Consider the following 24,055-nt stretch of genomic DNA (forward strand, 5'->3'; position numbering starts at 1 on the left):
ATGACCGAACTCCGGGCAGACCAACTAACCCTCGCGTACGACGGTCGCGCCGTCGTACACGAACTCTCGGTACTGATCCCGCGGCAGCAGATCACCGTCATCGTCGGGGCCAACGCCAGCGGCAAGTCCACGCTGCTCCGCGGCCTCGCGCGACTGCTCACCCCGCGCGGTGGAGCCGTGTACCTGGACGACATCGACCTGGCGAAGGTCGGTGCCGCTCAACTCGCAACCCAGCTCGGCATGCTCCCGCAACAACCGGTCGCTCCCGAAGGGATCACGGTCTCCGACCTGGTCGGTCGCGGCCGGCATCCGCATCAGCGCTGGTTCCGCCAGTGGTCCGAAGAGGACGAGCGAGTCGTCACCGCAGCCCTAGCCGCAACCGGCGTCGCCGACCTGGCCGACCGTTCACTCGACGAACTGTCCGGCGGCCAGCGCCAACGAGTCTGGATCGCCCTGGCCCTCGCCCAGGACGCCGACACCATGCTCCTCGACGAACCAACCACCTTCCTCGACCTGGCCCACCAACTGGAGATCCTCGACCTCGTCCAGGACCTCAACCGCCAGCACCACAAGACGATCGTCCTGGTCCTCCACGACCTCAACCTCGCCGCCCGCTACGCCGACCACCTGATAGCCCTCAAAAACGGCCGCATAGCAGCCACCGGCACCCCCACCGAAGTAATCACCCCCACCACCGTCGCCACCGTCTTCAACCTAACCGCCCAAATAATCCCCGACCCCCTAACCAACACCCCCCTAGTCCTCCCCATCCCCAGACCCACCCCACCCAACAAATAACCCTGCCCTCGCCACCCGTCCCCGCCCCGCGCCCCGCCCCGCGCCACGCAACCGCGCCCCCGCCCCCGCCCCGCGCCCCCGCCCCCGCGCCGCGACCCCGCCCCCGGCCCCGCGACCTCGCCCCGCGCCACGCAACCCCGCCCCCGCCACGCGACCCCGCCACCCGACCCCGACTACTCAGGCCGACCCCGACTCCTCAGGCCGACCCCATTTGGTGGGTGCACCCACCGGCTAGGAGGTTCCCCGCCGACTTTCCGGGGCGAGAACCTCCCATTTGGTAGGTGAACCCACCAAATCGACAGGCCACCTGCCGGCTCAACCCCATTGGTGGGTGCCGGCCGTGGTGGGGGCGCCGGCCGTGGTGGCGACCCATCAGATGTCCGGCTGCCCGATCGATCTCGCCCGGGGGTCGCCCGACGAGCTGTATTTGGTGGGTTCGCGCATCGGGTTGTGGGTGGGGGTGCGGCGTGCGGTTGGGCGGCCCGCCGTTGCGCAACTGGATGGGGAGCGGGGGTGGGGGCGCGGTGTGGGCGCCCGGTGGTGAGGGGGATCAGGGGAGGAGGGTGGACAGGGTTTGGATGGCTTGGGTTAGGTCGGTGGGGGTTCGGGCGGCGTAGCCGAGGACTAGGCCGGGGGCGTGGGGGAGTTGGCAGTGCCAGGAGAGGGGGTGGACCTTGATGCCGGCGGCGAGGGCGGCGGTGGCCAGGGCTACGTCGTCGAGGCCGGACGGGAACGTGATGGTGAGGTGGAGGCCGGCGGCGGCGCCGTGGACTGTTGCGGTGGGCAAGTAGTTGATGATGGCGGTGGCCATGGCGTCGCGGCGGGTGCGGTGGCGGCGGTGGACGTAGCGGAGCTGGCGTTCTAGTTCGCCGGAGTTCATCAGGTGGGCGAGGGTGAGTTGGGGGAGGGCGGCGTTGCCCAGGTCGGCGCGGCGTTTCAGGGCGATGAACTCGTCGCGGTACTGGGCCGGTGGGACGATCCAGCCGATCCGCAGTGCGGGGGCGAGGATCTTGGAGATGCTGCCGGCGTAGATCACCTGCTCGGTCTGCATCGAGCGCAGCGCGGGGATCGGCGGGCGGTCGTAGCGGTGTTCGGCGTCGTAGTCGTCCTCGAAGATCAGCCCACCGTCGGCGGCCCACTGCAGGAGGTCGCGCCGCCGCTCACCCTCCAGTACGACGCCGGTCGGGAAGTGGTGGGCCGGAGTCACCATCACCACCCGCGCACCCGACTTCCGCAGTACGTCGACCTGCAGTCCACTGGAGTCCACCGGGATCGGCCGGGTCCGGAGTTGCCATTCCTCCAGGTGCTGACGCGATCCCAGTGAACTCGGATCCTCGACCGCGATCTCGGTGATCCCACGGGCCGCGAGGAGTTGGGTGAGCAGGGCGATGGCCTGGGCGACTCCGGCGACGATGATCACCTCGTCCGGGGTGGCGGTGATACCGCGGTAGCGGGCCAGCCAGGTCGAGACGGCTGCGCGCAACTCCGGCGTGCCGGACGGGTCGCCATACCCGAAGGCGGAGGCCTCGAGGTTGCTGAGGACTGCGCGTTCGGAGCGCAGCCAGGCGGCGCGGGGGAAGGAAGCCAAATCCGGTACGCCGGGGGTCAGATCGATCCGGGCAGGGGCGGCGCGGAGGGTGTCGAAGATGTCGAGGCCAGGTGCATCGATCTGTGGCACCCGCGAACCTGACCGGGCGCGCGGCGGTGCGGGGGCGACGGCCGGAGCGGCGACCACGACCGTGCCGGCGCGGCCGCGGCCGCTGACCTGACCGTCCTCGGTGAGCCGTTGGTAGGCCTCGGTGACGACACCACGGGAGACCTGCAGTTCGGCAGCCAGCAACCGGCTGGAAGGGAGGCGGCTGCCGATCGCCAGTCGGCCGTCGGAGATCGCGGCTCGGAGCTGGTCGGTCAGCCAGTCGGCCAAGCCGCCAGGTGGTGCTTCCAAAGCGTTCAGCTGGAGGAAGTCTGCTCCATTGGTCCTACTGAAGTCGCCACGATTGGACCTGTCCATCGGTCCATTGTGACGGCACCGTGGAGATATGAGAACCGATTACGTGCATGGATACACCCCGGCCGAGACGCGTCGGCTCACGGATCAGGCGCAGACCCTGGCCGAGCTTCTGCACGGTGGTATTGCCTATCCGCCAGGCGCACGGGTGCTCGAAGCCGGCTGTGGAGTCGGCGCTCAGACGATCCAGCTGGTCACTCGGCATCCAGGGATCGACCTGGTCGCGATCGACATCTCCGAGGCATCGCTCGCTCAAGCCAAAGAGCGAGTCGGACCCGAGGCCCGCGTCGAATGGCGGTGTGCCGACCTCGAAGAGCTTCAGGGTGAGCAGTTCGACCACATCTTCGTCTGCTTCGTCCTCGAACATCTCCGCCATCCGACCGCTGCGCTGATCGGCCTGCGCCAACTGCTGCGACCCGGCGGAACCATCACGGTCATCGAGGGCGATCACCAGTCCGCGTTCTACCACCCGCGCAGTGCGGCCGCGCAGGCCGTGATCGAGTGCCTGGTCGACCTGCAGGCCGAGGCCGGCGGCGACTCACTCATCGGCCGCCGTGTGCAACCGCTCCTCACTGCGGCCGGGTACGACGACATCCACACCGAGCCCAGGACCGTGTACGCCGACGAGACCCTGCCGCACCTGGTCGACGGCTTCACCCGGAAGACGTTCATCGCGATGGTCGAGTCGGTACGTGAGCAAGCTCTCGCCGATGGTCTGCTCACACCAGCCGAATGGGCCGCAGGTATCCGGGACCTGGAGCGGACGGCCGAGCCCGGCGGCACCTTCCACTACACGTTCTTCCGCGGAGTGGGGCGGACATGATCGGGTTCGTGGCGGTCGTCGTACTGACGGCCTGGGGCCTGCAACGCAACCGCCGGCGGCAGCTCCGAACCCTGTCGGCCAACGGTGTTCCCGACCGCGATCTGGAACGATTGGTCGCCGACTTGCGGGCACTCGCCTGACCAGTTCATGAACTGCTGGTAAACAGTAGGCATGCCGACCGAGCAGACAGAGATCGAGACCAAGTACGACGTCGCCGAGTCGACCCATCTTCCGGCGCTGCACGAGTTACCTGGTGTGGCGAGCGTGGCGCAACCGGTCGAGCTCGACCTGGAGGCGGTGTACTTCGACACCGAGGAACTGGCCCTCGCGGCGAACCAGGTGACACTGAGACGGCGGACCGGCGGTGAGGACGACGGCTGGCACGTGAAGTTCCCGAAGTCGTCCGGCGCGCGGCTCGAGGTGCAGTACCCGCTGGGCCGGGCGGTGCGGAAGGTTCCGATCGCGCTGGTCCGCTCGGTCCGGGTGCACATCCGCGACCACGAGCTGATCCCGGTGGTCACGCTGCAGACCCGGCGCGTGGTGCACCGCCTGCTCGACGCGAACGGCGACGTACTGGCGGAGCTGGCTGATGACCACGTCACGGCGACGACCGGTGACGGCGAGCCGGACAGCTGGCGTGAGTGGGAGGTCGAGCTGGTCGGCGGCGACCGCGAGTTGCTGGAGGCTGCCGAGGCTGTACTGCGTTCTGCCGGTGCCGAGCCGGCCGCCGGACCGAGCAAGCTGGCGCGCGCCCTCGGCGATCGGGTGCCGGCCCGCGATGAGTGGGAGCTGCCCGCCAAGCCGCGGACGGCCGACGTGTTCCGGGCCTATGCCATTGAGCAGGTGCGGGCGATTCGCCAGCGGGATCCGGAAGTACGCCGGGATGCGCCGGAGGGGATCCACAAGTTCCGGGTCGCGACCCGGCGGCTGCGGTCGGCGCTGGCGACATTCCGACCGGTCATCGACCGCGAGGTCGGTGACGAGATCCGGGCCGAGCTGAAGTGGCTGGCCGGTGAGCTCGGGGTCGCGCGGGATGCCGAGGTTCAGCGGGCGCACTTCGCTGCCGAGGTCGGTGAGCAGCCGGTCGAGTTAGTGATGGGCCGAGTTGCCGCGCGGATCGACGATCATCTGCGCGCGGTCTACAAGGAGGGCCGGGCGGGTGCACTGGCGGCGCTGGAGAGCGAGCGGTACTTCCGGTTGCTGGACACGCTCGACCAGTTGATCGCCGAGCCGCCGCTGACCGGTCACAACCGGAAGGCCGCCAAGCAGCTGCCCGAGTTGCTGCACCACGACCTGAAGCGGATGAGCAAGGCGGTTCGCCGGGCGCAGGACGCCGAGACGGCGGAGGAGCAGGACCACGAGCTCCACGAGGTGCGCAAGGCCGCGAAACGACTCCGGTACGCCGGAGAGGCCGCCGTACCGGTGTTGGGTGATGAGGGCAGCATGCTGGCCACGCGGGGCGAGGAGGTGCAGGAGATTCTCGGCGACTTCCAGGACTCGGTGGTGTCGCGCGACCTGCTGCGGGAGCTCGCCGTACAGGTGCATCTGGAGGGTGGCAACGCGTTCACCTTCGGTCGCCTGCATGCGATCGAGGAAGCGCGCGGCAAGGCTTCCATCGAAGCGTTCCTCGAAGTGTGGCCGTCGCTGAAGTTTTAAGACACAGCAGAAGGTCCCGGTTCAGGGGAATACCGGGACCTTCTGGAGGCGGAACTTTGGGGCTGCCAGGCAGGTCCGCCGACTTTCGCAGGACCTACCTGACAGGTCTGGGGGTTAGTGAACCGTCGCCTTCTCGGCGCCCGCACCGGTCAGCGAGCGGACCTCCATCTCGGCGAACTTGTCGACGTCGACCTGCTCCTTGCTGGTCAGCGTGCCGATGATGCCGAGCACGAACGCCAGCGGGATCGAGACGATGCCGGGGTTGTCGAGCGGGAACCAGCTGAAGTCGATGTTGGTGTCGGTGATCATCGACAGGCTCGCGCCGGTCTTCTTGTCCACCTTGCCGGAGACGACCGGGCTGAACACGATCAGGAAGATCGCCGAGCCGAGACCGCCGTAGATGCTCCAGAGTGCGCCGCGGGTGTTGAAGCGCCGCCAGAACAGCGAGTACAGGATGGTCGGCAGGTTCGCGCTGGCCGCTACCGCGAAGGCGAGTGCCACCAGGAACGCGATGTTCTGGCCGTTGGCGAAGATGCCGCCGACGATCGCGACCGCGCCGATCACCAGCACGGTGATCCGGGCGACCTTGACCTCGCCGTCGCCGCTGACCTGGCCCTTCTTGATCACCTGGCCGTAGATGTCGTGCGCGAAGGACGCGCTCGCGGTGATCGTCAGGCCGGCCACCACGGCCAGGATGGTCGCGAAGGCGACCGCCGAGATGACACCCAGCAGGATCTCGCCGCCGAGCTCGTAGGCGAGCAGTGGAGCTGCCGAGTTCGCCTTGCCCGGAGCCGCGCGGATGACGTCCGGTCCGACCAGCGCCGCGGCGCCGTACCCGAGCACCAGCGTGAACAGGTAGAAGATACCGATGATCCAGATCGCCCAGCTGACGCTGCGACGGGCCTCGCGGGAGTTCGGCACGGTGTAGAAGCGCATCAGGACGTGCGGCAGACCCGCAGTACCGAGAACCAGGGCCAGGCCGAGCGAGATGAAGTCGAGCTTGCTGATCCCCGTTGCGCCGTACTGCAGACCCGGGCTGAGGAGCTTCTCCCCGACCGCCGGGCTCTTGTCGACTGCGGCACCCAGCAGGCTGGACAGGTTGAAGGCGTACTTCGCCAGCACCCACAGCGTCATGATGCCCGCGCCGAGCACCAGCAGGACCGCCTTGACGATCTGCACCCAGGTGGTGCCCTTCATACCGCCGACCAGCACGTACGTGATCATGATGATGCCGACGACCGCGATGACGACGCTCTGCCCGGCCCGGTCGGAGATGCCCAGCAGCAGTGCCACCAGGCCACCGGCACCGGCCATCTGGGCCAGCAGGTAGAAGAAACAGACACCGAGCGTCGAGATGGCCGCGGCCATCCGGACCGGACGCTGCTTGAGCCGGAACGACAGTACGTCGGCCATCGTGAACCGGCCGGTGTTCCGGAGCAGCTCCGCGACCAGCAGCAGCGCCACCAGCCAGGCCACCAGGAAGCCGATCGAGTACAGGAAGCCGTCGTAGCCGTTCAGCGCGATGGCGCCGGCGATGCCGAGGAACGACGCGGCGGACAGGTAGTCACCGGCGATCGCGACACCGTTCTGCGGGCCGGTGAACGAGCGGCCGCCGGCGTAGAAGTCGGCCGCGCTCTTGTTGTTCCGGGAGGCCCGGATCACGATCGCCAGGGTGGCCACCACGAACAGCGCGAAGATCGCGATGTTGACCTTGGGGTCACCGACGACGGTTGCCTGTGGCAACAGCATGGATGCGCTCACGGGGTCTCTCCCTCGATCTGGTCACGCAGGTGCTTGGCGTCCGGGTCGAACTTCTTGTCGGCCCAGCGGACGTAGAGCAACGTGATCGCGAAGGTGGAGACGAACTGGCCGAGCCCGAACAGCAGACCGACGGTGATGTTGCCGCCGACCTTGTGGGCCATGAACTTCGGCGCGTAGTCGGCGAGCAGGACATAGACGAAGTACCAGACCAGGAACAGTCCGGTCATCGGGAACACGAAGCGGCGGAACCGGCGGCGCAGTTCCGAGAAGTCCGGTGACAGCTGGACATCTCGGTACGTCGTCAGACCCGGTTCACCCGGCTGAATCTCAGCCATGCGCGGGACCTCCAGACAGGGGATAGGCCGGGCGGAACCGGCAGGTTGTGCTGCCCGTACTGTGGTCCAGCTCACGCCTCGCCCAACAGCACCCACGCGCATCGAGCGCTCAGCGGGCCAGCCCAGGCGACCGGCGGGCCGACCTCGTGCGGTGAACGGTCGATCCCCCACGACCAGCGGCCCCTCGGGTCAGGGCAGCGGCGTGGGGTCGCGGTCCACGTTGACGGCTTCGGGGGTGTGCAGGCGGACCAGGCTGCGGGCGGCACCGGCCGGGATCGACTGCGGGGTCAGCTTGGAGACCACGATGACGGTGAGGAAGGCGAGCGGCATGGTCCAGGCGGCCGGCTGGACGACCAGGGCGCGTGGCCAGCCGGCGGTGGGGGCACCGATCACGTTGACCAGGGCGGCTGCGCTGGCCGCGATACCGCCGACGATCAGACCGGCTGCGGCGCCGGTGGTCGACATGCGGCGCCACCAGATGCCGAGGACCAGCATCGGGCAGAAGGTCGAGGCCGCGACGGCGAACGCGAGTCCCACGGTGTCCGCGAGGCTCAGAGCGCCGGTGAGCCGGAAGGCGACGTACGGGACGGTCATTGCCAGCAGGGCAGCGATTCGGAAGCTGTTGACGGCCAGGTAGTCTCCACCGGTCAGACGGGTCAGTCTGGTCCGCAGCAGGTCCTGGTCGATCACACCGGCGATTGCGACGGTCAGTCCGGATGAGGTGGACAGGAACGCGGCGAAGGCTCCGGCTGCGACCAGTGCTCCGAGCAGGTCTCCCGCCGTACCGGGGAAGATGCGGCTGGGCAGTTCCAGTACGACGGTGTCTGCTGCACCTGTGACCAGGTCTGGAGCGAAGGAGCGGCCGAGGATCGCGTAGACCGGTGGAAACAGGTAGAACATTCCGAGCAGGGCCAGAACGACAACCGTCGTACGGCGGGCCGCGCGGCCGTCCGGGTTCGTGTAGAAGCGAACCAGAACGTGCGGAAGGCCCATGGTGCCGAAACACAAGGCCAGTAAGAGCGAATAGGTCGAATAGAGCGGGTGGTCGCGGCCACCGGCAGTGGAGAGTGGCTCGGCCCATTCGGCGGCAGCACCTTGCAGTGAATGCAGTACGCCGATCTGGTGGTCGCCGGAGCGCCAGGCAATCAGGATGACGAAGATCGGTGTGGCCAGTGCGGTGAGCTTCAGCCAGTACTGGAAGGCCTGGACGAAGGTGATCGAGCGCATGCCGCCCGCGGCCACGTTGATCACCACAATGACGGCTACGACGGCCGCACCGACGTCCGGCGGCGCTCCGGTGACGGTCTGGAACGTCAGCCCGGCCCCGCGCAGTTGTGGCAGCAGATAGAGCGTGCCGATGCCGACGACCAGGCCGGAGCAGATGCGGCGCACCATGGCCGACTGGAAGCGGGTCTCGGCGAAGTCGGGCAGTGTGTAGGCGCCGGAACGACGGAGTGGTGCAGCTACGAGGACCAGCAGCATCAGGTAGCCAACGGTGTAGCCCACGGAGAACCACAGCATGTCGGCGCCGTTCACCAGCACCAGTCCAGCGACTCCGAGGAACGATGCGGCACTCAGATACTCACCGCTGATGGCTGAGGCGTTCCAGCGTGGAGTGACCGCCCGGCTGGCGACGTAGAAGTCGCTGGTGGTCCGGGAGATCCGCAGCCCGAACAGACCGATCCCGATCGTTGCCACGATCACCAGTCCGATACCGGTCAAGCTCATCGCGGACGACATCACTGCCGCCCGACGAATTCGGTGAACTCGGTCTCGATGCGTTCGGCCTTGCGGACGTAGATGCGGGCGGCGACGTACACGACCGGGTACACGACGATGCCGAGGATGATCCAGGGGAGCGGGAGACCGAGGATCGCGAAGGTCCGGGTCGGCGGGACCAGCCAGAACAGCAGGGGGATGCTGCCGAGGATCAGAGCAGTGCTGCCGATCACTGCGAGCGTGAGGCGGAGCTGGGACTGGATCAGCGAGTTCATGTAGACCTCACCGAGCCGGGTCTGTTCGTCGATCTCCCGTGCGCCGGTCGGATCGGGCAGCCGACGGGCCGCACTGGTCCGCGGACTCGTCACTCGGACGCGGCGGGGACCCTGCGGTGTGTTGGTGCTCATGTCAGGGGCGCAGCGAGGTGGAGCGGACCAGGAGGTCGCGGAGCTCACGGGTGTGCCGTCGGCTGACCGGAAGCCAGTCATCACCGACCCGTACGGCGCAGCGCCCGCTCTCGACGCGCATTTCGTCCACATGCGCGAGAGCGACGAGAGTACTGCGATGGATGCGGGTGAAGCCTGCGTCGCGCCAGCGCTCCTCCAGCGTGCTGAGCGGGATGCGGACCAGGTGTGAGTTCTGCCCGGTGTGCAGCCGGGCGTAGTCGCCCTGCGCCTCGACGTACCGGACCGACGAGCGCTGCACGAACCGCGTCACCCCGGCCAGCTCCACCGGGATCACCTCGTCGCCGCCATCCTCGGTCGCCGGTGCGACCGGCGTACCGGCGGTGACCACGCGGCGGACTGCTTCGGCCAGCCGCTCGGCGCGGACCGGCTTCATCACGTAGTCCGTGGCCTCCAACTCGAACGCCTGGACCGCATGCTCGTCGTACGCGGTCACGAAGACGATCTGCGGGCGGCTGGCGAACTTCGACAGCACCCGGGCCAGGTCGATCCCGTCCAGGCCGGGCATCTTGATGTCGCAGAACACCACGTCCAGGTCGGCCGCCTGCAGGATCTTCAGCGCCTCGGGGCCGTTGGAGGCGGTCCGGATCTCCCCGATCCGGTCGTCACGCCGGAGCAGGTACACCAGCTCGTTGAGCGCCGGCTCCTCGTCGTCCGCGACCAGCGCCCGCAGTGGTATCTCCGCCATAGCCTCACCTTAGGGTGACGCGTGCACTCCTGAGGAGTATTTGGGAATCCGGAAGGTCACCTTCGTGCCCGCGTCGACCTGGGTCTCGACGACCAGGCCGTAGGCGTCGCCGTACACCTGGCGCAGTCGCGCGTCCACGTTGCCGAGGCCGATCGAGTCGCTGGCGGACTCACCGGCCAGGACGGCGCGGATGACCTCGGGGTCGCTGCCGGCGCCGTCGTCCTCGACGCTGATCTCCGCCTCGTTGATCTGGTCCCGGGCCCGGATGGTGATCCGGCCGATGCCGGTGGTGCCCTCCAGGCCGTGACGTACGGCGTTCTCCACCAGCGGCTGGACGACCAGGAACGGTACGACGACCGGCAGCACCTCAGGGGCGATCTGGAGTGAGACGGTCAGCCGCTCACCGAAGCGGGCCTGCTCGAGCACCAGATAGCGCTCCACGTTGCGCAGCTCGTCGGCGAGCGTGGTGAACTCGCCGCCACGACGCAGTGCGTAGCGGGAGAAGTCAGCGAACTCCAGCAGGAGCTCACGCGCTCGCTCAGGGTCTGTGCGAACGAACGACGCTATGGCGGCCAGGGCGTTGTAGATGAAGTGTGGGCTGATCTGAGCGCGCAGTGCGCGCAGCTCGGCCTCCATGGCTCGGGTGCGTTCCTTGTTCAGCTCCGCGAGCTCTACCTGACCAGACACCCAGCGGGCGACCTCTTCGGTCGCTCTGACCAGTGCAGCCGACGACCGCTCGCTGTAGGCGACTAGTACGGCGACCACCCGCTCCTCGATCACGATCGGCGCGACGGACGCCGTACGGATCGGGCATTGCGGGTCTCCACAGGCAACGTCGTGGACGCCGAGTACTGCGGTCCGGCCGGTGCGGAGAGTCGGTGCGGCCAGGGAGCGGGCGTCACGACGGTGGTTGCTCTCGTACGCGCCGCCGACCCCGTCCCACGCCAGTACGCCGGAGGAGTCGCAGATCGCGATGGCCGCCGTACCGAGGAGGTCTCTGAGGTGGCGGCTCGCTTTGCCGGCCGCAGCGGGTGTCAGCCCTTCGCGCAGGTGCGGACTGGCCAACGAAGCGGTATGCAGAGTCGCATACGTCGCCTTGTCAGCCGGAGTGCCGAAATGCTTCCGCCGCCGCGCGAACACCCCACGACCGTAGCCGCTCATCCCTCAGCTCGTGCTCTGAACCCGTCGAGCGCCTCCGTGTCGGAGTAGTTGGTCAGCAGGTATTCATCCACCCACCCCTGCCGACCTGGGTACGACGACGTCTGCACGATCTGGTGTGCAGCCTTCTCGCGGTCCAGGGCCGACCGGCGGAGCTGAACCCCTTCCGGCGTGACCAGCGCCCAGCTGGGCCCCGGAGCGCCGTACGGCATCCCCACACTGCCGGCGTTGACCACAGTCCGCCGGTCCACCTGCCGCACGAACGGCATATGCGTATGCCCGCAAACCACAGTCCTGATGCTGTCCGGCACGCTGCCTAGTACGTCGAGCCACCGACTGATCGGACTGTCCACCAGCACGACCTCCTCGTCGTCCCGAGGTGTCGCATGGCAAACCAGCACGTCCCCGAACGTCACGGTGGTCGGCAGCTTGTCCAGCCACTCCACCTGCGCCGCAGTCAGCTCCCCAGCCGCCCAAGGGCTCACCGCATCCGGCGCCACCCCACTGAACGTCCCCCGAGCCATCGCCACCACCTCGCGGTCCGCGTTCCCCCGAACCCACGCCACCCGGTCACCCATGGCCTTGAGCCGCTCGAACACCTCCCGAGGCTGCGGCCCACTCACCACATCCCCCGCCACCACCACGGTGTGCGCCGCCCGCACGTCCTTCTCCGCCAGCACCGCCTCCAACGCCGGCAAAACCCCATGGACATCCGCAAGCACCGCAAGCCGAGTCATACAACCAGTGTCGTCCAGAACTGGCTAGGAACCGATGACGAGCTGGGTGTCGGTGCCGATCGGGGTGGCGCGTTCGCAGGCGCCGGTGGCGATAGTGCACCGGATGATCGCGGTCTTGACCTTCTCGACCTGGCCGACCGCGCTGGCGTAGGCGACGACGAGGACGTGCTGGTCGTCCTCGGCCGACATCTCCTGGAAGCAGCCCTTCCACTTGTGCAGGACTCTGCCGGAGTTCGCCTCGAAGGCCGCCGCGATACCGGAGCAGAAGCCCTCGGCGTTGTCCTCGTCGCCGTACGCCGTGGCGCCGTTCGGGGTGAAGCCGCGGACCTGGAACTCACAGGTGCGGAAGAGCTGCGTACCGCTGGGGACCTGGACGACGTTCGTGCAGGTGCCGTCGTCGTTGCGGACCGGCATGGCTGCGGCTGTGCTGCCGTTGGCGGACACGGCCGTCGGTGAGATGACGGCCTTGATCAGCTCGGGCTTCGCGCTGCTCGGGACCCAGGAGTAGAGCTTCCACGGGCCGGTCTCCGCGTCGCTCGCGCGGTAGTACACCTTGCCGCCGGTGTAGGCGAGGACCTGGACCTCCCAGCTGTTCGGCAGCTTCAGCGACTGCACCGAGTCGGCTGACTCCGCATAGACCGTGCCGCCCTTGTTGGTGACTCCGAGGCTGCTGAGCCGGGATGCGGCGTACGCGGCGCTGGTCTGGTCGGACGTCGTCACCAGGGACGACACATCCCGCGTACGGCGAACGGTGTCGCTGCCGGACGTGAGCTTCAGCAGCTCGGTGCCGTCACCATCCGGCTCGTACATGACGACCGCCAGGACGGATCCCCCCATCCGGCCGACGCTGAGCACGGACCCCTTGCCCGGAATCGTCGCCACGGTCTCGGAGCCGCTGCGGACCTCGCGGCCGGCCAGGTAGGTCACCTGGGGTGCGCGGCCCTCGGGGAGCTTGTTGACGTTCACCGTGCTCTCGGTGCCGGTCGACGGGGGCTTGCTCGGGACACGGGTCGGGGTCGGCGTCGACGGCGTGGCCGAGGGCGTGGGGCTCAGGCTGGGGGAGCTGGTGAGCGGAGCTACGTTCGCTTTGGCTGTTTGGGGGCCCTGGCGGTAGGCGAGGGTGGCGCCGATGGCGACGGCTGCCACGGCGACAGAGGCCACCACGGCGATCAGGCGGCCGTTGTTGTTCCGCATCGGCGGGACTCCTTACAGGTGTTCATGATCCGAGGAGCAGGGGTTCCGGGGACAGGGGGCTGGCCAGCTCGCACTGGCCGGTGCTGACGGTGCAGCGGACGACGGCGGACCGGGACTTCGGTCCGGCCTGGTCGTGCCACTCGAAGAGGACGTGGTCGTCGTCTTCCGGTACGGCGTTCCGCAGCGACTCGGCCTGCCACGTGCGGACGACCTTGCCGGTCTTGGCGTCCAGAACGCTGGCCGTGCTCTCGCCGTACGGCGAACCGGCGTTGGGCGGGTAGCCGATGACGAAGGCGTTGCCGGGGCTGAAGCTGTCCAGCCGGTACTGGCAGGTCCGCCACTGCTGGCGGCTCTTGGACAGGTCGGTCACCACCGAGCACAGCCCGCTGTCGGTGAAGACCGGCAGGCCGGCGGCCAGTGTGCCGTCCGGCGACACTGCTACCGGACGAGCGACCTTGGTGTCTTCGGCCAGGTTTGCATCGCTGTGCCAGATGTGGAGACTCGGCGTCTCGCCGTCCTCCGGTCGGCTACTGATGTAAACCGTTCGGTCCACGACAGCCAGGACCTCGATGTCGCGGGCCCTCGCGTGATCCAGGGTGACGTCCTTGCCATCGGTGCTCCGGAAGTGAACCGTCCCGCCGTCGCGGCCGGTGTACCGCCCGCCGGTGGCGTAGGCGGCCGCGTTCCCGTTCGAGCTGGTGACGAGTGAGTCGATCCCGGGCAGTCGCTGGACGACCTTGCCGGCTTCGTCGAGCACGACCAGGCTGCTGCTGTTCGCGTTCGGCACCTCCATGGCCAAGGTGGTGTCCCACAGCCGTGCAACCGCTTCGACAGGCACTGAGCCGGGCACCTTCACCGCACTGCTGATACCGCCCTGCACAGTGCGGCCGCGCAGGTACGGCACCTGTGGCGACCGGCCGGTGGGCAGCTTGGCGGCGTCGATGACGACCTTGGTGGCGGGCAGCGTCGCAGGTGGGGTCGTGGGCACACTCAGGGGTGCAGCAGCTGCCCCGGTCTGGCTCTCCGGACCACGCGCAGCAGCCAGCATGCCGCCGCCTGCTACTGCGACGACAGCCACTGCGGCCACGGCGATCACCAGCGGCCGGTTCCGGTTCGACACCTGCTCCATCCTCGCTGAGACGCACGAAGTCGCCGTTTTGTTCGCACCGGCGAGCGAGTCGCAGGAACGATCGAGCATAATGCGTGCATGGACCAGCCTCAGCGGATCGGCCGGTACGCCCTGGTCCGCCGGGTCGGTGCCGGTGGTTTCGCGACCGTTTGGCTGGCCAAGGACGAGCAGCTGGACGCCGATGTGGCAGTCAAGATCCTCTCCGACCTGTGGACCGACGACGAGGATGTCCGGCGCCGCTTCCTGGCCGAGGGCCGGTTCCTGCGCAAGGTCGACTCCCTGTACGTCGTGGGTGCGCATGACGTCGGGGAGACCGACGACGGCCGTCCGTACCTGGTCATCACCTACGCCGACCTCGGGACGCTGGCCGACAAGATCAAGGCCGGCCCGCTGGAGATCGGCGACGCGGTCCGGATCATCACCGAGGTGGGCAAGGGGCTCAAGCACCTGCACAGCCGCGGTGTCCTGCACCGCGATGTGAAGCCGGCCAACGTGCTGTTCCGCAGCATCGCCGGTGGCGACCGCGCCATGCTCGGCGACCTCGGTCTGGGCAAAGCGGTCCAGGACGTCTCGCAGCTGACCATGCCTGGCGGTACACCGGCGTACGTCGCTCCGGAGCAGGTGCTCGGTGATCGCCTCGACCACCGTGCGGACCTCTACTCGCTCGGAGCGGTCGCGTACGCCGCTTTCACCGGTCAGGCACCGCATGGGGTGAACAGCCTCGGTGCGGTGATGCAGATCGACAAGCCACCGCCCTCGATGACCACGCTGCGCAAAGACATCCCGGATGCGATCGACGCCGTCGTACGGCGTGCACTCGAGCCGGACCGGGATCTGCGCTGGCAGGACCTGGACAGCTTCCTCAATGCACTGCGGGAAGCGCATGTGACCGGCAAGATCCCCGCAGGTCTGATTCCGGCGAGTGATGTGGCTCCGGTGACACCTGTCGCCGGCGGTGTCGACCAGGAGACCGCACTGTCCAGTGCGAACCAGCTGACCCAGTCACCTGGCAGGCGGTCGTCGCGTGGTCGCGTCATCGCTGGACTGCTCGCCGTACTGCTGGCTGCCGGTGGTGGGTACGGCGGCTACCAGTTCGTCCTGTCACGCCCGGTCAAGGTGGAGTCCGGCAGGCTGTCGGTCGAGGTACCGCGCGCCTGGTCACAGAAGGCAGAGGACACCAACGCGCAACGCCTGCTGGTCGCCACCAGCACAGCGACCTGGCAGACGGACCCCGCCGTCGAAGGCGTCTACGTAGAGATCGTCAACAACGGCAAGCTCCCGACGACCGCCAGCCCGCCGCCCGGCTGCGGTCCGGCGACACCGGACGGCGGCCAGGTCGGCGACCAGAATCTGGCGACGTTCCGCTACACCTGCAGCGGCCCGTCGGTCATCGAGCAGTTCCGGCAGCTGAACAGCTCGACCCAGCTGAGGATCCAGGTGCGCGACGACAACGGCGCTACTCGCGAGAAGATCGTGAACTCGGTGACCTACCAGCCTTAAGGCACCAGTGAGGTCAGCGACGAGATGCTGGCCTTGTGCATCCGCGGGATCACGTTGAGCGTGTTCGGGTCCGAGCCGTACAGGTGCGACGCGGATTCGTAGACCAGGTAGGCGGTGCCGTTGTACTCGGTGATGCCCTCGGTCATGCTCGGCGCCCGGAAGCAGCTGAGCGCTGCGGCATCCAGGTCCTTCTGGCCGCGTTTCACGACGTACAGGTTGCTGCGGTTGGTCCGCCCGTACGACGTGCTGTAGATGAAGTGGTTCGCGGTGACTGTCAGACCCTGTGTCTTGGTGGGGATCTCCCAGGCGCCGGACAATGTCGTGAGGGTGCCGTCGGCAGCGATCTTGTACTCGTACATCGTGCCCCGGCCGGTCTCGTTGAAGGAGCCGGCGAAGAGCGAGTCGCCATAGGTGCCGATGAACGAGGCCGCGGCCACGTCCCGCGCCGTACCGACCTGAGTCAGGTACGGCGTCCCGGCCGCCTTCATCGCATCACGGAGCGCCGTCAGGCTGTACTTGCGGATACTCGACCCCGCACCGGACACGAATGCCCAGCCCTGGCTGACCGCGATCCCTCCGACATGTGACTCGGCAACCGCGACCACGCCGACAGTAGACCCGGTGGCCGGGTCGATGCCGTAGATCTGCGAGTCGGCGCCCGCGCGGTACGAGGCGACCAGCAGCAGGTTCTTGCCGCTGCCGTCCCAGTTGTACCAAGTGCCGGCGCCCTGCGGGGTGTGCGTGCTCAGGTTCGGGATGCTCGCGCTGTTGCTGAACCGGGCGTCGTATTTCCTCGAAGCAGAGGGCCCGTCGTAGAACGTCGCACCGCCGGTAGTGGCGGTGTCACAGGTGATCGCGGCCTGCGCGGGTGCTGCGGCCGTCAGTACGCCGGTGGTCAGCAGCAGGCTGATGAGAACGGGGCGGTAGCGGGACATTGGTGTCCTCTTCCGTAGGGGGCGGAATCTTACGGTGCCGTCATTCTATGGCGACAATGACTGGCGGTTGGGGCACGCCGTACCGTAGGCCTCATGTCTGATCTGTCCGCGGCGATCGACCGCGTTCTGCCCAGTGTCCGTGCCGACCTCGAGGACCTCATCCGGATCCCTTCGGTCAGCTACGAAGCAGCCCGCGCGGGCGATGTCCAGCGGTCCGCCGAGGCGACCGCCGCACTGTTCGAGGCGGAGGGTTTCGCGGTCCAGATCGTCAGGGCCGGTGAGGGTGCACCCGCAGTGATCGCGAAGAAGCCTGCTCCGGCCGGCAAGCCGACGGTGCTGCTGTACGCGCACCACGACGTGCAGCCGACCGGTCCGGTCGAGCAGTGGACGTCCGACCCGTTCGAGCCGACCGAGCGGGGTGACCGGCTCTACGGCCGCGGTGCGGCTGACGACAAAGCAGGTATCGCTGCGCATCTGGCCGCCGTACGGGCCTTTGGCAACGACCTGCCGGTGGGCGTGACGGTGTTCGTCGAGGGTGAGGAGGAGATCGGTTCGCCAACCCTGCTGCAGCTCCTGGACGAGTACTCCGCTGATCTGGCCGCCGATGCGATCGTGATCGCGGACTCCGGCAACTGGGACGTCGGCCACCCCGCACTTACTGTTTCACTGCGCGGACTGGTCGAGTCGTACGTCGAGGTGCGGACTCTCGACCACGCTGTGCACTCCGGCCTGTTCGGTGGACCGATCCCGGATGCGCTGTCGGCACTGTGCCGGCTGCTCGCCACGCTGCACGACGACAAGGGTGACGTTGCTGTTGACGGTCTGCACGCATCACGCGCGGCCGACGTCGTGTACCCGGAGGACCGGCTGCGGGCCGAGTCGAGTGTGCTGGAGTCGGTGCGGCTCACCGGATCGGGTTCGCTGGTCGACCGGCTGTGGACGCGCCCGGCGATCGCCGTACTGGGTATTGACGCACCTGCCGTGGCTGAAGCCAGCAACACCCTGGTGCCTGTTGCGCGCGCCAAGGTCAGCTTGCGGGTTGCGCCCGGTGACGATGCGTTCAAGGCGAGCGCTGCGCTCAAGGAGCACCTGGAGAGCAACGCACCCTGGGGCGCGCAGGTGACTGTCACTGAGGGTGAGGTCGGCCAGCCGTGCAGCATCAACGCACGTGGCGGCGGCTACGAGGCGGCACGGTCGGCGTTCCAGACCGCCTGGGGTGTCGAGCCGATCGACATGGGCATGGGCGGATCGATCCCGTTCATCGCCGAGTTCCAGCGGGTTTTCCCCGAAGCCGCGATCCTGGTGACCGGCGTCGAGGACCCGGACACCCGCGCGCACGGCGTCGACGAGGGCCTGCATCTGGCCGAGTTCCGCAAGGTCTGCCTGGCCGAAGCCCTGCTCCTGCAGAACCTCGCGGACAACGCGTAAAGGGCTTGCAGGACACAACCTGACCACGAGGTCGGGGCCAGGGTTTCCGACAACGCTCGGTTTGGCATAGGTTTCGGCGAGTGAAGATCGCAGTGGTACGGGAGACCAGGCCGGCCGAGCGCCGGGTCGCATTGGTGCCGGAACAAGTCGCGAAACTGATCGAGCTCGGGTACGAGGTTGCGGTCGAGCCGGCCGCCGGAGAGCGCGCGCTCTACTCCGACGACCAGTACCGCGAAGCCGGCGCCGAGGTGGCCTGGGGTGCCGACCACGCGGCGACCATCGTGACCTCGGTGCAGCCGCTGGAGCGGGAACGCCTGCAGCGGCTGCATGCCGGTACGGCGTTGCTGTCGTTCCTGCCGACGAATCCGCCGGACATCATCCGGTCCGCGACCCGGGCCAAGCTGACGGCGTTCGCGATGGAGCTGGTCCCGCGGATCTCGCGGGCTCAGTCGATGGACGCGCTGTCCTCGCAGGCCCTGGTGGCCGGCTACCGGGCCGCGATCGTCGCCGCCGAACGGCTCCCGCGGTTCTTCCCGCTGAACATGACCGCGGCCGGCACGGTTCCGCCGGCCCAGGTGCTCGTCCTCGGCGCCGGGGTCGCCGGCCTGCAGGCCATCGCGACCGCGAAGCGGCTCGGTGGCGTTGTCAAGGCGTACGACGTCCGCACGGCCGCCGCCGAGGAGATCGCCTCGATGGGCGCGACACCGATCACCCTCGAGCTCGGCACCCTGGACGGACCTGGCGGTTACGCCCGCGAGATGACGGCCGAGCGGGCGCAGCTCCAGCGCGAGCTGCTGACGCCGTACGTCGCCGCTGCGGATGCCCTGATCACGACAGCCGCCGTACCGGGGCGAACCGCTCCCATGCTGGTGTCGCGAGCCATGGTCGAGCAGATGAAGCCCGGTTCGGTGGTTGTCGACCTTGCCTCCGAGCAGGGCGGCAACGTCGAAGGATCGGTCGCCGGCACCGAGCTGACGATCGGCAACGCGCTGGTCTGGGGCGGGGCGAACGTACCCAGCCAGATGGCCGGCCCGGCCAGCCGCCTGTACGGGCAGAACATCGCCAACCTGATCCGGCTGATGACCCGCAACGCAGCCTTCGACCCCGACTTCGACGACGAGATCGTCCGCGGCTGCTGCGTCACCCACGACGGGGCCGTCCTGCACGAGCCGACCCGCGAACTTCTGGAAGGCCAGTCATGACTCTACAAATGCCACGCCTCCGGCGCGGCGGGTCACGAGGCTGGAACTCCAGCCCTTCCCTCGTCGCTCCAGTCGCTTCGCTCCCTACGCTCCTCAGTCCAGGTCAGGAGGCCTCGTGACCGGGTCCATTGCGCTGCTGACGATCTTCGTCCTGGCCGCGTTCGTCGGTGTCGAGGTGATCAGCAAGGTCTCCTCGACCCTGCACACGCCGCTGATGTCCGGCGCGAACGCGATCCACGGCGTCATCCTGGTCGGCGCCATCATCGTCACCGGCCAGGCCGAGTCCACCCTGGTGGTGATCGTCGGCCTGCTCGCCGTCGTCCTCGCGACCGTCAACATGGTCGGCGGGTTCGTCGTCACCGACCGGATGCTCGAGATGTTCAAGCCCCCGGCCGCCCGCAAGAAGGAGCTTGGCAAGTGATCCCGACCTGGGCCCAGATCGGGTACCTGATCGCCGCAGTCTGCTTCATCGTCGCCCTCAAGGCGCTCTCGTCGCCGAAGTCGGCCCGGACCGGCAACCTGCTCGGCGCCGCCGGTGCCGTGCTCGCCGTCATCATCACCTTCGTCGCCTACAAACCCGACCACCTGGCCCCGATCCTGATCGCCCTCGCGATCGGAACCGTCGGTGGCGTGGCCGGTTCGCGCCGGGTCCAGATGACCCACATGCCGCAGCTCGTTGCCCTGTTCAACGGTGTCGGCGGTGGCGCGGCCGCACTGGTCGCGCTGATGGAGCTCGGCGAGGTTCCCGACGGTGCGACGGTCGCCGCGATCGCGACAGCGTTCACCATCCTGGTCGGCGCGATCAGCTTCTCCGGCTCGATCGTCACGTTCGCCAAGCTCCAGGAACTGATGACGACCCGTCCGGTGACCTTCCCCGGTCTGCCGGTGCTCTTCATCGCCTCGATCCTCGGCAGCCTGGTGCTGGCCGGCTTCCTGGTCTCCGACCCGCGCGTCTGGGTCGGCATCCTGCTCTGCCTGATCGGCCTCGCGGTCGGCGTCATGCTGGTGCTGCCGGTCGGTGGCGCCGACGTACCGATCGTCATCTCGCTCCTGAACGCCTTCACCGGCCTGACCGTCGCCGCCGGCGGCTACGTCCTCGGGAACACCCTGCTGCTGGTCGCAGGCACCTTGGTCGGCGCGGCCGGTACGTTGCTGACGAAACTGATGGCCGACGCGATGGGCCGCTCGGTCTTCAACATCCTCTTCGGCGCCGTTCGTGGCGGGTCGACGCTCGGCGGCGGTGAAGCCTCCGAACGCCCGGTCATCTCCGGTGGCGCCGAGGACGTCGCGATCCTGCTCGGCTACGCCAACAAGGTCATCATCGTCCCCGGCTACGGCCTCGCCGTCGCCCAGGCCCAGCACACCCTGCGCGAACTCGTCGAAGAGCTCCACGACCGCGGCGTCAAGGTCGACTACGCCATCCACCCCGTCGCCGGCCGGATGCCCGGCCACATGAACGTCCTGCTCGCCGAAGCCCAGGTCCCCTACGACCAGCTCCGCGAGATGGAAGACATCAACAGCGACTTCAAGTCCACCGACGTGGTCCTGGTCGTCGGCGCCAACGACGTGGTCAACCCCGCCGCCCGCACCACCCCCTCGGCCCCCATCTACGGCATGCCCATCCTGAACGCCGACGAGGCCCAGCGCGTCATCTTCCTCAAACGCTCCATGCGCCCCGGGTTCGCCGGCATCGAGAACGAACTCCTCTACGACCCGAGAACCACCCTCCTCTTCGGCGACGCCAAAGACTCCCTCACCAAACTCCTGGCAGCCCTCAAAAACATCTAGCCCCACCCCCTCTCCCGAACGGCTGCCGCCCCCCGCGGCAGCCGTTTCCCGTTGCCCGCCGGTGCGGCGGGAAGTTCGTGGGTAAGCGGTTGCTGAGGGCAAAGTGTGCACACTCGTACGGCGGGATGCAGTTCATCAGGTGGCGGGGTAGACCACGGCAGGCGGTTAGCGCCGCTTGTTAGTCGGGTTTGCACGAATTCGTGCGAAATTGGTCCAGACCGCAGTCTGCGGCGACCTTTGGCCGCTCCCGGCCAACGTCCCACCCCGGCCAGCAGGATTCATTGCCGCCGATTTCCCCGCCTGTTTAACTTCAGTCGTCAGCAACTCCCGCTGCACCCCCGGCGTGACATCTCCCGCCACCCGCCCACCCCCGTCAGGAGCTCCGCCTTGGCCTGCCCACAGAACAATTCCCCCTACCCCCGGGCCTGGGACTGGGGCTAATCCACCCACCCCCGCTGAGCCGCCCGAACCCCCAGCTCGAACCGCCCCGAAGCCCCCACCTGCTCCCCCAACTTCGCCGCCATTCTGCGAACCGTTCGCATAGACACCCCCAACTTCCGAGCCACCTGCTCATCAGTAGCCCCCTGCACCAGGAACCGAAGGAACTCTGACTCCTGCGCGCTGAGCTCCCCCGGCTCAGGCGTCCGCTCGAACGACCGATCCGCCTGCCGCCAATAGTGCTCGTACATCTCGATCGCCATCCGCACGACGGCTTTGCTGTGGTGCACCACGGCACCGGCCTCGTACCGGTCTGGATCGAGAGGCATCACTGCGGACTCCCCGTCAAAGATGACGAGCTTGAACGGCACGGACGGAACGACCCGCAGTTTGCCGCCGACATCCCGAAGGAACTCAACCCATTCCTGTCCTATCCGGGATTTGAGCTGGGACTCCGATGCGAGATAGCGGCACTCTGCTCCACGAGCCATGATGTGTTGGTCGGCGAAATTGTCTGTCGGTGGAGTTGTGAGTGGTCCCGGCTTGACCATGCCCCACATTGATTTGGTCGGATAGAAATGCTGCATTCGCAAGTTTGCTTTGTCGACGTCGTCGAGAATTTCGACGTCGGGCACAGAGTTCTGTACCAGGAACCTGTTGTAGTCGGAAATGAATTCGCTCGCGCGGAGTCGATCGGATTCGAGTTGCTCGGTGAGGTCGCCGATCATCGACTGACGTTTGGTGGCGAGGCGCTCAAGCGTCAGAGCGGGATCCACCGGGTACTCATCGCCGTTGTCGTTCCAGCGGGATGCAAGGAACTCCATGTCTCGCAGGTGTTTTAGACGTGCCTCGACCTGCTCCTCCGGCAGTTTCAACTCGGCGCAGAGGAGGGGACGGTTCGCTGTGAGCGCCAGTTCCGGCCTCTGCAGGAGCAGCCGGTACAAGTCGAGGCTCTCCTGTGACAGCCCCAGCGACTCGAACACTCAGACCCAGCCGCGCTTTGCGGCCGCCACCCCGAGCTCGAACCGGCTGGCTGCGTCGAGGCGCTCGGACAGGTTCGCCGTGATGCGTCGTGCGGTCCGCAGCGAGATCCCCAGCAGACGAGCCACCTGCTCGTCCTTCGCCCCGCCCGCGAGCAGTCGTAGTACCTCGGCCTCGTGCGGAGTGAGAGGGGACTCGTTCTCGCGGTCATCTGGAGCGAACAGCTCGACGGCCCGGGCCCAGTAGGCGTCGAAGAGGGCCTTCGCCACGTTGACGACCGCCGGGCTGCGGTGGATCACGGCGCCGGCGCTCTGATTGTCGGGATCCATCGGCATGACGGCGATTTCACCGTCGAAGACGAGGAGGCGCATGGGCAGAGTGGGGGTGGCGCGGACTTCGCCGCCCAGTCGGTGGATGCTGAGTGCGTACTCGGCCGCGGCCTTCGACTCGATCATGTGCTGGAGGTAGACAGCGCGCATCTTGATGCCGCGCTCGAGCAGGGGTGCGTCCGGCGAGCCCTCCTGCATCGGACGAATTGTCTCCTCGACGTGGACCGGGATCAGGGCCCAGAAGGTGGCGCGGGTCCTCAGGGCCAACTCGTCGATCCGGCGGGAGGCGTTCGCCCTGCCCTTGATCACCTCGACGTCGCCGCTGCTGCGTGCGGTCAGCAACTCGTTGTACTGCTCGGCGACGACCTCCGCGCTTGCCTCGGCCTCGCGGAGGAGTCCCAACTCCGCATTGAGCGCCGTCCGGCGCCGTTCGGCAAGGTTCGCGAGGCCTACGCGGGGGTGGACGGCGTGTTCGCCGTCGGGATTCGCCCAGGTCGGCACCAGCAGATCAAGCTTGCGCAGCTTGTTCAACAGCTCGTGTACATCGTTTACGGGGCGATCTACTAGCGCGGCAATCTGCTCCGGCGTACTGTCTGGCTGGCTGAGCAGGGCGTGGTAAACCGCAAATGTGGCCTCATCCACACCTAGCGGATCGAGCACGAATCCTCCTCGTGAACCTGTCGGGACCGACCATATACACAGAGCGTCGACAATGAGCACTCATTGCGTGGGTCCGGATTATTTCGAAAGGACGAGTTGTGATCAAGAAGATACTGGCAGTTATGGGTGGGAGTGCGCTCACACTGTCCCTGTCACTGTCCCTCTCGCTGGGCTCCGCAGCGGCTCCGCCTCCCCCGCCAGGCCCGGGTGACCCGGTCTGCATTGCTGGGGCTTGCTGGGACTGAGCGGTATCTGATGTGGGTCGGCCCCGCCCGGTCGGCCCTGAAATCTGGTGCGTCGGGGACACGTCCGTCTGTCGCGTAG

General features: G+C 67.7%; 22 protein-coding genes. 9 read left to right on the forward strand and 13 right to left on the reverse strand.

The window, feature by feature from the left end; genetic code table 11:
- Entirely contained in the window at positions 1 to 798 is a 798-nt protein-coding gene (locus ACFCV3_RS07410; RefSeq protein WP_376027126.1) for an ABC transporter ATP-binding protein, read from the forward strand.
- 550 nt (positions 799 to 1,348) lie between these two features.
- Here ACFCV3_RS07410 and ACFCV3_RS07415 read toward each other — a convergent pair.
- Entirely contained in the window at positions 1,349 to 2,809 is a 1,461-nt protein-coding gene (locus ACFCV3_RS07415) for a PLP-dependent aminotransferase family protein (protein WP_376027129.1), read from the reverse strand.
- Positions 2,810 to 2,837: 28 nt separating this feature from the next.
- Between ACFCV3_RS07415 and ACFCV3_RS07420 the strand changes: the two genes are divergently transcribed.
- Genes ACFCV3_RS07420 through ACFCV3_RS07430 form a run of 3 tightly spaced genes read left to right on the forward strand, consistent with a single transcriptional unit; the run spans position 2,838 to position 5,285 of the window.
- Positions 2,838 to 3,629: a methyltransferase gene (locus ACFCV3_RS07420; protein ID WP_376027132.1), complete on the forward strand. Its 792-nt coding sequence runs from the start codon at positions 2,838 to 2,840 to the stop codon at positions 3,627 to 3,629.
- A complete protein-coding gene (locus ACFCV3_RS07425) occupies positions 3,626 to 3,769 on the forward strand; it encodes a hypothetical protein (RefSeq protein WP_376027134.1) in 144 nt (47 codons plus the stop codon). Before ACFCV3_RS07420 ends, ACFCV3_RS07425 begins: the two co-directional genes overlap by 4 nt.
- 31 nt (positions 3,770 to 3,800) lie before the next feature.
- Entirely contained in the window at positions 3,801 to 5,285 is a 1,485-nt protein-coding gene (locus ACFCV3_RS07430; protein WP_376027136.1) for a CHAD domain-containing protein, read from the forward strand.
- A 114-nt stretch (positions 5,286 to 5,399) separates the two neighbouring features.
- Here ACFCV3_RS07430 and ACFCV3_RS07435 read toward each other — a convergent pair whose 3' ends face one another.
- From ACFCV3_RS07435 to ACFCV3_RS07475, 9 genes are all read right to left on the reverse strand, one after another.
- Complete coding sequence (locus tag ACFCV3_RS07435) at positions 5,400 to 7,034, reverse strand: cation acetate symporter (protein WP_376028699.1); 1,635 nt, start codon at positions 7,032 to 7,034, stop codon at positions 5,400 to 5,402.
- Positions 7,035 to 7,042: 8 nt separating this feature from the next.
- Entirely contained in the window at positions 7,043 to 7,381 is a 339-nt protein-coding gene (locus tag ACFCV3_RS07440) for a DUF485 domain-containing protein (protein WP_376027138.1), read from the reverse strand.
- A 189-nt stretch (positions 7,382 to 7,570) separates the two neighbouring features.
- On the reverse strand, positions 7,571 to 9,109 hold the full coding sequence (locus tag ACFCV3_RS07445; RefSeq protein ID WP_376027141.1) for a cation acetate symporter: 1,539 nt from the start codon (positions 9,107 to 9,109) through the stop codon (positions 7,571 to 7,573).
- Between the two features lie 11 nt (positions 9,110 to 9,120).
- Entirely contained in the window at positions 9,121 to 9,507 is a 387-nt protein-coding gene (locus ACFCV3_RS07450) for a hypothetical protein (protein WP_376027144.1), read from the reverse strand.
- Between the two features lies 1 nt (position 9,508).
- The gene (locus tag ACFCV3_RS07455; RefSeq protein WP_376027146.1) at positions 9,509 to 10,252 is read right to left on the reverse strand and encodes a LytR/AlgR family response regulator transcription factor; all 744 of its coding nucleotides are present in this window, start codon (positions 10,250 to 10,252) and stop codon (positions 9,509 to 9,511) included.
- Positions 10,253 to 10,261: 9 nt separating this feature from the next.
- Positions 10,262 to 11,392, reverse strand: coding sequence for a sensor histidine kinase (locus ACFCV3_RS07460; protein ID WP_376028702.1), 1,131 nt, complete (start codon positions 11,390 to 11,392; stop codon positions 10,262 to 10,264).
- 17 nt (positions 11,393 to 11,409) lie between these two features.
- Positions 11,410 to 12,147: a metallophosphoesterase family protein gene (locus ACFCV3_RS07465; protein WP_376027149.1), complete on the reverse strand. Its 738-nt coding sequence runs from the start codon at positions 12,145 to 12,147 to the stop codon at positions 11,410 to 11,412.
- A gap of 24 nt (positions 12,148 to 12,171) precedes the next feature.
- On the reverse strand, positions 12,172 to 13,341 hold the full coding sequence (locus tag ACFCV3_RS07470) for a hypothetical protein (RefSeq protein WP_376027151.1): 1,170 nt from the start codon (positions 13,339 to 13,341) through the stop codon (positions 12,172 to 12,174).
- A gap of 22 nt (positions 13,342 to 13,363) precedes the next feature.
- Entirely contained in the window at positions 13,364 to 14,461 is a 1,098-nt protein-coding gene (locus ACFCV3_RS07475) for a hypothetical protein (protein WP_376027153.1), read from the reverse strand.
- Positions 14,462 to 14,548: 87 nt separating this feature from the next.
- On the opposite strand from ACFCV3_RS07475, the gene ACFCV3_RS07480 reads away from it, so the two are divergent.
- Complete coding sequence (locus ACFCV3_RS07480; protein WP_376027155.1) at positions 14,549 to 15,970, forward strand: serine/threonine-protein kinase; 1,422 nt, start codon at positions 14,549 to 14,551, stop codon at positions 15,968 to 15,970.
- On the opposite strand, the gene ACFCV3_RS07485 is transcribed toward ACFCV3_RS07480, so the two are convergent.
- Positions 15,967 to 16,905: a hypothetical protein gene (locus ACFCV3_RS07485; protein ID WP_376027158.1), complete on the reverse strand. Its 939-nt coding sequence runs from the start codon at positions 16,903 to 16,905 to the stop codon at positions 15,967 to 15,969. The genes ACFCV3_RS07480 and ACFCV3_RS07485 overlap by 4 nt on opposite strands.
- A gap of 93 nt (positions 16,906 to 16,998) precedes the next feature.
- On the opposite strand from ACFCV3_RS07485, the gene ACFCV3_RS07490 reads away from it, so the two are divergent.
- The 4 genes from ACFCV3_RS07490 to ACFCV3_RS07505 all read left to right on the forward strand — a co-directional run bounded on the left by ACFCV3_RS07490 (position 16,999) and on the right by ACFCV3_RS07505 (position 21,323).
- Positions 16,999 to 18,333 carry a dipeptidase gene (locus tag ACFCV3_RS07490; RefSeq protein WP_376027161.1) on the forward strand — a complete coding sequence of 445 codons (1,335 nt, stop codon included), beginning with the start codon at positions 16,999 to 17,001 and terminating at the stop codon, positions 18,331 to 18,333.
- 80 nt (positions 18,334 to 18,413) lie between these two features.
- Positions 18,414 to 19,535 (forward strand): NAD(P) transhydrogenase subunit alpha, encoded by a 1,122-nt coding sequence (locus tag ACFCV3_RS07495; protein ID WP_376027163.1) that lies wholly within the window; start codon positions 18,414 to 18,416, stop codon positions 19,533 to 19,535.
- Between the two features lie 115 nt (positions 19,536 to 19,650).
- Positions 19,651 to 19,956 carry an NAD(P) transhydrogenase subunit alpha gene (locus tag ACFCV3_RS07500; RefSeq protein ID WP_376027166.1) on the forward strand — a complete coding sequence of 102 codons (306 nt, stop codon included), beginning with the start codon at positions 19,651 to 19,653 and terminating at the stop codon, positions 19,954 to 19,956.
- Positions 19,953 to 21,323 carry an NAD(P)(+) transhydrogenase (Re/Si-specific) subunit beta gene (locus ACFCV3_RS07505; RefSeq protein WP_376027168.1) on the forward strand — a complete coding sequence of 457 codons (1,371 nt, stop codon included), beginning with the start codon at positions 19,953 to 19,955 and terminating at the stop codon, positions 21,321 to 21,323. The genes ACFCV3_RS07500 and ACFCV3_RS07505 overlap by 4 nt, the downstream gene beginning before the upstream one ends.
- Before the next feature lie 437 nt (positions 21,324 to 21,760).
- On the opposite strand, the gene ACFCV3_RS07510 is transcribed toward ACFCV3_RS07505, so the two are convergent.
- Together ACFCV3_RS07510 and ACFCV3_RS07515 are read right to left on the reverse strand one after the other, a co-directional pair.
- Positions 21,761 to 22,744 (reverse strand): LuxR C-terminal-related transcriptional regulator, encoded by a 984-nt coding sequence (locus ACFCV3_RS07510; RefSeq protein WP_376027170.1) that lies wholly within the window; start codon positions 22,742 to 22,744, stop codon positions 21,761 to 21,763.
- Positions 22,745 to 23,602: a LuxR C-terminal-related transcriptional regulator gene (locus ACFCV3_RS07515; RefSeq protein ID WP_376027171.1), complete on the reverse strand. Its 858-nt coding sequence runs from the start codon at positions 23,600 to 23,602 to the stop codon at positions 22,745 to 22,747.
- Positions 23,603 to 24,055: the final 453 nt, after the last annotated feature.

Source organism: Kribbella sp. NPDC056345, from assembly GCF_042262745.1.
Taxonomy (GTDB): Bacteria; Actinomycetota; Actinomycetes; order Propionibacteriales; family Kribbellaceae; genus Kribbella.

What these genes read in the sequence shown, in the direction of transcription:
- ACFCV3_RS07410 (WP_376027126.1), top strand. Translation starts at nt 1, where the DNA reads ATGACCGAACTCCGGGCAGACCAACTAACCCTCGCGTACGACGGTCGC.
- ACFCV3_RS07415 (WP_376027129.1), bottom strand. Translation starts at nt 2,809, where the DNA reads ATGGACAGGTCCAATCGTGGCGACTTCAGTAGGACCAATGGAGCAGAC.
- ACFCV3_RS07420 (WP_376027132.1), top strand. Translation starts at nt 2,838, where the DNA reads ATGAGAACCGATTACGTGCATGGATACACCCCGGCCGAGACGCGTCGG.
- ACFCV3_RS07425 (WP_376027134.1), top strand. Translation starts at nt 3,626, where the DNA reads ATGATCGGGTTCGTGGCGGTCGTCGTACTGACGGCCTGGGGCCTGCAA.
- ACFCV3_RS07430 (WP_376027136.1), top strand. Translation starts at nt 3,801, where the DNA reads ATGCCGACCGAGCAGACAGAGATCGAGACCAAGTACGACGTCGCCGAG.
- ACFCV3_RS07435 (WP_376028699.1), bottom strand. Translation starts at nt 7,034, where the DNA reads ATGCTGTTGCCACAGGCAACCGTCGTCGGTGACCCCAAGGTCAACATC.
- ACFCV3_RS07440 (WP_376027138.1), bottom strand. Translation starts at nt 7,381, where the DNA reads ATGGCTGAGATTCAGCCGGGTGAACCGGGTCTGACGACGTACCGAGAT.
- ACFCV3_RS07445 (WP_376027141.1), bottom strand. Translation starts at nt 9,109, where the DNA reads ATGAGCTTGACCGGTATCGGACTGGTGATCGTGGCAACGATCGGGATC.
- ACFCV3_RS07450 (WP_376027144.1), bottom strand. Translation starts at nt 9,507, where the DNA reads ATGAGCACCAACACACCGCAGGGTCCCCGCCGCGTCCGAGTGACGAGT.
- ACFCV3_RS07455 (WP_376027146.1), bottom strand. Translation starts at nt 10,252, where the DNA reads ATGGCGGAGATACCACTGCGGGCGCTGGTCGCGGACGACGAGGAGCCG.
- ACFCV3_RS07465 (WP_376027149.1), bottom strand. Translation starts at nt 12,147, where the DNA reads ATGACTCGGCTTGCGGTGCTTGCGGATGTCCATGGGGTTTTGCCGGCG.
- ACFCV3_RS07470 (WP_376027151.1), bottom strand. Translation starts at nt 13,341, where the DNA reads ATGCGGAACAACAACGGCCGCCTGATCGCCGTGGTGGCCTCTGTCGCC.
- ACFCV3_RS07480 (WP_376027155.1), top strand. Translation starts at nt 14,549, where the DNA reads ATGGACCAGCCTCAGCGGATCGGCCGGTACGCCCTGGTCCGCCGGGTC.
- ACFCV3_RS07485 (WP_376027158.1), bottom strand. Translation starts at nt 16,905, where the DNA reads ATGTCCCGCTACCGCCCCGTTCTCATCAGCCTGCTGCTGACCACCGGC.
- ACFCV3_RS07490 (WP_376027161.1), top strand. Translation starts at nt 16,999, where the DNA reads ATGTCTGATCTGTCCGCGGCGATCGACCGCGTTCTGCCCAGTGTCCGT.